We start from the raw sequence: 6233 nt of genomic DNA, 5'->3' as shown, positions 1-6233 counted from the left end.
TTTAGATGAGTTTAGTTACCGAATTAACAGGTCAATTTATAAGGAAAATATTTTTGACCTATTAATAAACAGAATGATGAATACTCAAAAGGTTTTATATCAAGAGATTATAATAAGTAAATAAATGAACACCTCAAAAAATTTAAAATCCACAATCGATACCATAAAATTTACTGTCGTTGATTTAGATGAAAATTTGATATATGTAGGTGATCAAAAAAATATACTTAAATATTATCCTATTGTAAAAAAGCAACCCTTTTATTACACCGTTGGATATGCCAACAAACCAATACCGCTCGACGCAAGAGGAAATCCTTGGTCAGAATATTTCCAAGATGTTTATTCTAAAAAAGAAATTATTGAAAACGCAAAATTGGTGAGATACGATTTGACAAATCAGTTTAACGGAATTCCAGTTTTATATGATTTAGGCGAAAAAATAGAATTAATTGTAAATAAAAAATGAAAATACTTTTTAAAATAATTCAGAAGCATAAAATTATATTTTTTATTTTATTGATGAGCAATTTTTCTCTCACCTTAAATGCCCAAATCACCTATAAAATTGAAAAATTTTCAAAACTCGTTAACGCCACAGTGACAATAACAGATGAATGGCTAGATGAGGTTTTTAAACAAGGAACAATCAAAGTTTTTTATTCTAAAACAAAAAAGAAAATAATCGAAATAGAATCGCCCGAATTGACATTTGATCTTAATGATAAAAATAATATTAAAACTAACGTAAAACAATTGTCCTACGGTGAGCAAAGTTTATTAATTTACGAAGATTTTAATTTTGATAACCATCCAGACATAGCAATTATGTTTGGACAAGAAAGTTGTTACCACGGACCTTCTTATTCTATTTATTTATTTATTTAACAAAGGTAAATTTGTTTATGATGATGATTTTTCTGCACTTGCAACTGACAATTGCGGTATGTTTCAGGTCGATCCCAAATTAAAACAATAGCATACAATGACAAGAAGTGGTTGCTGTTGGCATTTGAATACGACCTACAAAATTGTAAATGACAATCCTGTTGTCATTAAAACTATTGAAATGGATCATCAGAAATATCCTTTTTTATATACAACAACCACTACATTTGGTAAAAAGAAAAAAGAAATCGTCAAAAAAGAAATTGATTTCGGACAAATGCCTGTTAAAGAACTATTCTCCTTCCGATTACAAAAAAACAATAAAAAAGTAGTCCTTTTTGACGATGGCGAAAATAATTTATATTATGCTTTAATCAAATCAAACGAAAGTGTAGAATTCAATTATCCTGAAGAAAATAATACAGAAAATCAGCCTTTTATGATTGATGCAATATCCAAAAACATTTCATTTACAAACGAAAAAACAACCTATACTATTTATCAAAAGATAAATCAAGACAACACAATGACCGTTGGAATTAAAGTAAAAAACAACAATAAAACTCTCGATTTGGTTGGAAATGCAACCACTATTAAAGGCGATTTAAAAAGTATAAGTTCAAAAAAATACAATAATAAAAAATGAAAAAAACTTTAAAATTTTTAATAATCATAATTTTAATTTCTCCGAAAACATTTGCAATTGGCACATACAAAAAAGGTGATGTTCTGTATAATTGGAAAAATCCTGGCATAAATTTAAGAATTAAACCAAACGAAAAAAGTGAAATAATAACGATTCTACCATTTGGAGAAAGACTATTTGTAGTTGAAGAAAACTTAAAGAAAAATAAATTTTCAATTCAAGAAATCGCTCCAGTTGTAAAATACGATTCTATAAATGAGGGCTTTAATTTTAGAGGGTTTCAAATTAAAGGATTTTGGGTTAAAGTAAAAACAAATTCTGGAGAAACTGGATATGTTTTTGATGGATATTTATCAAAATTAAAACCTGATTTCGAATTAAATGAAACTTATTTTGATGCAAAATTTAAACTCACAAAATCCTCTTCTAAAAAATTTCCAAAAAGTATTTCAGATAACGCCTATTCAAAAACAAGTTTCTATAAAAATGGAAGTTATATTATACAAAACAGAAGCGATTATGTCGGTCACGAGCATTTTTTTATACCCAATATTTCTTTAGAAGAAGGTTATTTATTGGTTTTAAAATCCAGACCATATGTTTTGCAACTTCACAAAAGTTCGGGCGATAATCAAACCAATTATCAATATGATGCTAAAGAATTATCGTTTACAACATCACTTGAAGCCATATCAATTACAAAAATTACCTATAAAAGCATAAAAGGAATCGAAATAGTTTTTGAAGGTTGGGATTAGGAAAGAGTATATTTTACCTCAATATTGATGAAAATCTAACAAAATGAAAATAAGAAGTATAATACTAATTTTATTTACAAATTTAGTTATTAGTTGCAACGATGGTTATAAAATAGAAAAAGATAAAGTATTTTATATTGTTCAAACGACATTTGCCGCAGAACACGGCGGACAAGGACATAAAACTTTAGTCAAAATTGCCGATGCTGATAGTTTTGAAGAACTCGAAGTGGGTTACGGCAAAGATAAAAATAATGTTTATTTGGAAGGTTATCTGATTAAGAATGCCGATCCTAAAATATTCGAAATTATCGATTTTAAAAACGAGAATTCCTATGGAGAAAAAAACTATTCAAAAGATAAAAAATTTGTCTTTTTTAACGGAAACCAAATTCTAGGTGCCAATGCCAAAACATTTCAAATTTTAAAGGAAAGTCCTTATTCTAGAGACGATAAAGATTATTATTTTTTGGATAAATCAATGAAAGTGAGCGATATGAGCCGTTTTAAATTGCAAATATTAGAAAATCAACAATACAAAACTTATTACGCCAAAGACAATAAATATTTTTATACCGACACATTAAAATTTCCTATGTCGGATTATAAAACCTATCAATATCTTGGTCTTGGTTATGCTAAAGATAAAATTAATGCTTATTATTTTGGAGAAATAATAAAAGATGCCGATTCTAAAACATTTAACTGGGGCGAGTATAGAGATGGATGTCCACGAGACAAAAACTTCAAATACATAGGACTAAAAAGATACGAATTAACAGATACTTTGCATTAATTTATGAGAGAAAGAAAATTTTACCTAAGGTTATTTAGATTCCTATTTAATTTATTTTTTAAAAAGAAAATCAATTCAATTATAAATGAAAACACGATGAAAAAAGAAATTTCAATAATAAACGCAACAATTTTAGACAAAATAGATGATTATTTATGTATCGATGAAAATGATTGTGAACTTGTTTTTAAACTCAAAATTTTTAAAAACGAAGTCAAAGTTTCTAGATTTTCTTTCCCAGATTCTTGGTCAGAAGATATTTTTGCTGAAGATTTTAAAAAATTCAATTTCCAAAATTGTTACGAATTACTCAATACTTATTTCAATCAATACAACGAAGAATTATCCAAAGAGCAAATTTCTAACAAAGAAGAATTTGTTTATATGCAAATAGAATTTCATACAATTCCAGAAGCAAAATATAAATTTGGTTTAAAATCGCAAGCACATATTTTTAGATTTTTTCTTTTTTATGAAGACAATAAATGTTCTGAATTTAGAATGATTTTTAATTCTAAACCAATTTTTAGAAAAGTTGAATGTTTTGCTTGTTCACTAAAAATTGAACTTGATAATTTAACAACCGACGAAGAAAAACTCGAAATTAATTATCTCGAAAAAGTAATTTATGGCATTTGTCAAAAAATAAATATCGAAATCCCAAAAAACATTGATGTTTCTAAGTTTGAAAATCTAATAATAAATACGCCAGATATCAAAGATTTTATCGAATTATTACAATTAGTAACTCGAAATTTATTTGATGATTCGGCCTATAAAAAAGATGCTAAAAGATTGCAAACTTTTCATAAAAAAGGTAAAGATGAAATGGAAATGCACGAAAAATTTAGAACTATACTTGCCGATTATTATTTGGTTGAGAATGAAGTTTGTATTCAAGATTCGACCTATTATAGCGATTGGAAATTTGATCCCGAAGATATTGAGTTAGGGATTTCAAATATGATAGGAACAGAATTTACATTTGCTTATCCGCCCGAAACCTATAGCCATGATTTGTTTCCGTACATACAAACCGAATTAGCAAAAAATAATTTAGAGTTAATGAATTCCGATACTTTTGGCGATGGCTATTTGTTTTTTGTAACTAATAAAAATGAGGTAGAACGAATTTTAGAACTTTCGCAAGCCATTGGAATTAAAATTGATAAATTAGTATAATGAACAAAACATTTGTATCACAACGATTGTTGCTTCCAAAAATCATTTTATATTTTTTTCTGATTTTAGGACTACTTTTTCTGATTTTAATACCAATCTCTAACGTAAAAAATGTTTCAGACGGTAAAGATAGTAGGTTTGCATTTGCATTATTGATTGGTATTCCGTTGCTTGTGGCTTTTTATATTTTCAGAAATTATACAATCAAAATTGATGGAAATAAAGTTTCTATTTATTATCCGTTTTCTATTAAACGAAAAACATTGGATCTCAAGGAAATTACGCATTACGTATTAGAAAATGAAGGTTACCATGAAAGCTATAACCGAATTTTACAACTTTTTGTAAATGAAACCCAAGTACTCAAAATAAATTCGTATCGTTATGCAAATTCGGCAGAATTGTTTAAAAAATTAACTGAAAATTTAAAAAAGAAAAACAAATAATGTTCTCATTTTTCAAAAAAAAATCTATAGAAAAAGCTCCAGAAACGCATCCGTTTTATGGCGCAAGAGTTGTTGTTAATAAATCAGAAATCACACAATATTCGCATAATGATTCGAATATCGAAAAAATAGAAATCGATAAAATTGATTTTATAACCATTTATTGTTTCGATAAATTTAATGAAAATAAACGTTGTTGGTTGTATCTTAATTCAACTTCGTCTGCCGAAGTTGGCGTTACAGCTTTGGCTGGAAATTTTCAGGAATTAGAAAAATTAGTTTTGAAATTGCCCGATTTTGATTCTGAAAAGTATTTCGAAATTAAAAATTCAGATATTGAAATCGAAAAAGTAATCCTTTGGGAGAAAAAATCGGTTGCTGATTTTGAATTGGATGTAAAATCAAATTCAGATTTTAATATTCTAAAACAAGGTATTTTTATCGAAAATTTAAATGTTCTAATTACTTGGGAAACTTATAATGAATTAGAAAAAAACAAAATTATTATCAGAAAAAAAGTTGAATATCCAAACCTGCTTTTTTCTGGATATTCGTATAATGTAAAATCGCCGACAATTTTTGGTGGTCTAAAACTAGCGAATTTGTATACCGAATGCGATTCTTTCGAAACAAAACCAAAACTCGATTTGCCAGTAATTAAATACAATTCAGACATAAAATTGGGTTTTTTTAATACAAGAAATGAGTTTTTAAAAATCAAAAAACATTTAGATAATTATTTTCAGCATGAAGCCACTACGCGATATGATGAAGTTTTTGATATTGATAAAAGAGATTCGCTTTACGCCATTTGGGGAATAGAAAATGTATTGATTACTTTTTATTGTTTTTATCGTGATGAATATCAAAAACTAGACACAAATGCTTGGTTAAAAATTGAATTTCATCCGAATACCGATAAATTTTACAAATCGGATTATCAGAAAAACTTACAAATTCACAAGTATTTAGAGTATGAAATTTTGCCATTCGAAGTTGACATTTATGAAAATTATCGCGAGTTGAACAATGTAATTTTTACCCCAAAATGTTTTGAAAACTTGTTCGAAAACGACAACCAATTCTTGATTTGGAATGACATTCAAGAAGGAATTATAGGTTTTGGAAACGCTAAATACTCTAGATTGTTTAAACCAAAAGATTTCAAATCGGTTTCGTTAGGATTGGAAGATTTTGGAGAATCTGGCGGGGCTAACACGATATCTGTTGGCGATTTTTATCTAGGATCCATGTCTAGTTTAAAAACTCATTTATTTACAAAAAACATCAAAAAAATGGAAAAACTAACAAATAAAGATTTTTTCGCTTTTAATGAAGATCCAAATCGTTGGCGGTAAATAGTTAAATTATTTTTCTTTTTTTATTAAAACTCCATAACACTAGTGTCCACTTAAAATAATTTGAAAACCAGCTGATTAGTATTTTGTTCATTGACATTATTGTAATCTGATTTCATAAGTAGTTCATTTATAGATGTTTTATCGAGTAATGATGCG

8 protein-coding genes and 1 pseudogene are annotated in these 6233 nt (G+C 27.3%); all 9 read left to right on the top strand.

Translation table 11 applies throughout. From position 1 onward, the window contains the following. Window positions 1–124: pseudogene (locus RMN92_RS10835) on the top strand (IS1595 family transposase); the annotation flags it as partial. Beyond that, window positions 125–469 carry a hypothetical protein gene (locus tag RMN92_RS10830; protein ID WP_309609461.1) on the top strand — a complete coding sequence of 115 codons (345 nt, stop codon included), beginning with the start codon at window positions 125–127 and terminating at the stop codon, window positions 467–469. Further along, window positions 466–888: an XAC2610-related protein gene (locus RMN92_RS10825; RefSeq protein ID WP_309609460.1), complete on the top strand. Its 423-nt coding sequence runs from the start codon at window positions 466–468 to the stop codon at window positions 886–888. The genes RMN92_RS10830 and RMN92_RS10825 overlap by 4 nt, the downstream gene beginning before the upstream one ends. Window positions 889–985: 97 nt before the next feature. Next, window positions 986–1534 carry a hypothetical protein gene (locus RMN92_RS10820; RefSeq protein WP_309609459.1) on the top strand — a complete coding sequence of 183 codons (549 nt, stop codon included), beginning with the start codon at window positions 986–988 and terminating at the stop codon, window positions 1532–1534. After that, on the top strand, window positions 1531–2292 hold the full coding sequence (locus RMN92_RS10815) for an SH3 domain-containing protein (RefSeq protein WP_309609458.1): 762 nt from the start codon (window positions 1531–1533) through the stop codon (window positions 2290–2292). Before RMN92_RS10820 ends, RMN92_RS10815 begins: the two co-directional genes overlap by 4 nt. A 43-nt stretch (window positions 2293–2335) precedes the next feature. Further along, on the top strand, window positions 2336–3088 hold the full coding sequence (locus RMN92_RS10810) for a DKNYY domain-containing protein (protein WP_309609457.1): 753 nt from the start codon (window positions 2336–2338) through the stop codon (window positions 3086–3088). 96 nt (window positions 3089–3184) lie between these two features. Then, a complete protein-coding gene (locus tag RMN92_RS10805) occupies window positions 3185–4270 on the top strand; it encodes a hypothetical protein (RefSeq protein ID WP_309609456.1) in 1086 nt (361 codons plus the stop codon). After that, window positions 4270–4716, top strand: coding sequence for a hypothetical protein (locus RMN92_RS10800; protein ID WP_309609455.1), 447 nt, complete (start codon window positions 4270–4272; stop codon window positions 4714–4716). The genes RMN92_RS10805 and RMN92_RS10800 overlap by 1 nt, the downstream gene beginning before the upstream one ends. Continuing rightward, a complete protein-coding gene (locus RMN92_RS10795; protein ID WP_309609454.1) occupies window positions 4716–6074 on the top strand; it encodes a hypothetical protein in 1359 nt (452 codons plus the stop codon). The genes RMN92_RS10800 and RMN92_RS10795 overlap by 1 nt, the downstream gene beginning before the upstream one ends. Window positions 6075–6233 lie beyond the last annotated feature (159 nt).

The organism is Flavobacterium sp. (assembly GCF_031363805.1).
Lineage (GTDB): Bacteria > Bacteroidota > Bacteroidia > Flavobacteriales > Flavobacteriaceae > Flavobacterium.
Note: the sequence above shows the minus strand (reverse complement) of the source record. Positions and strands in the feature narration are given on the sequence as shown.

What these genes read in the sequence shown, in the direction of transcription:
- RMN92_RS10810 (WP_309609457.1), top strand. Translation starts at nt 2,336, where the DNA reads ATGAAAATAAGAAGTATAATACTAATTTTATTTACAAATTTAGTTATT.
- RMN92_RS10830 (WP_309609461.1), top strand. Translation starts at nt 125, where the DNA reads ATGAACACCTCAAAAAATTTAAAATCCACAATCGATACCATAAAATTT.
- RMN92_RS10795 (WP_309609454.1), top strand. Translation starts at nt 4,716, where the DNA reads ATGTTCTCATTTTTCAAAAAAAAATCTATAGAAAAAGCTCCAGAAACG.
- RMN92_RS10800 (WP_309609455.1), top strand. Translation starts at nt 4,270, where the DNA reads ATGAACAAAACATTTGTATCACAACGATTGTTGCTTCCAAAAATCATT.
- RMN92_RS10825 (WP_309609460.1), top strand. Translation starts at nt 466, where the DNA reads ATGAAAATACTTTTTAAAATAATTCAGAAGCATAAAATTATATTTTTT.
- RMN92_RS10820 (WP_309609459.1), top strand. Translation starts at nt 986, where the DNA reads ATGACAAGAAGTGGTTGCTGTTGGCATTTGAATACGACCTACAAAATT.
- RMN92_RS10805 (WP_309609456.1), top strand. Translation starts at nt 3,185, where the DNA reads ATGAAAAAAGAAATTTCAATAATAAACGCAACAATTTTAGACAAAATA.
- RMN92_RS10815 (WP_309609458.1), top strand. Translation starts at nt 1,531, where the DNA reads ATGAAAAAAACTTTAAAATTTTTAATAATCATAATTTTAATTTCTCCG.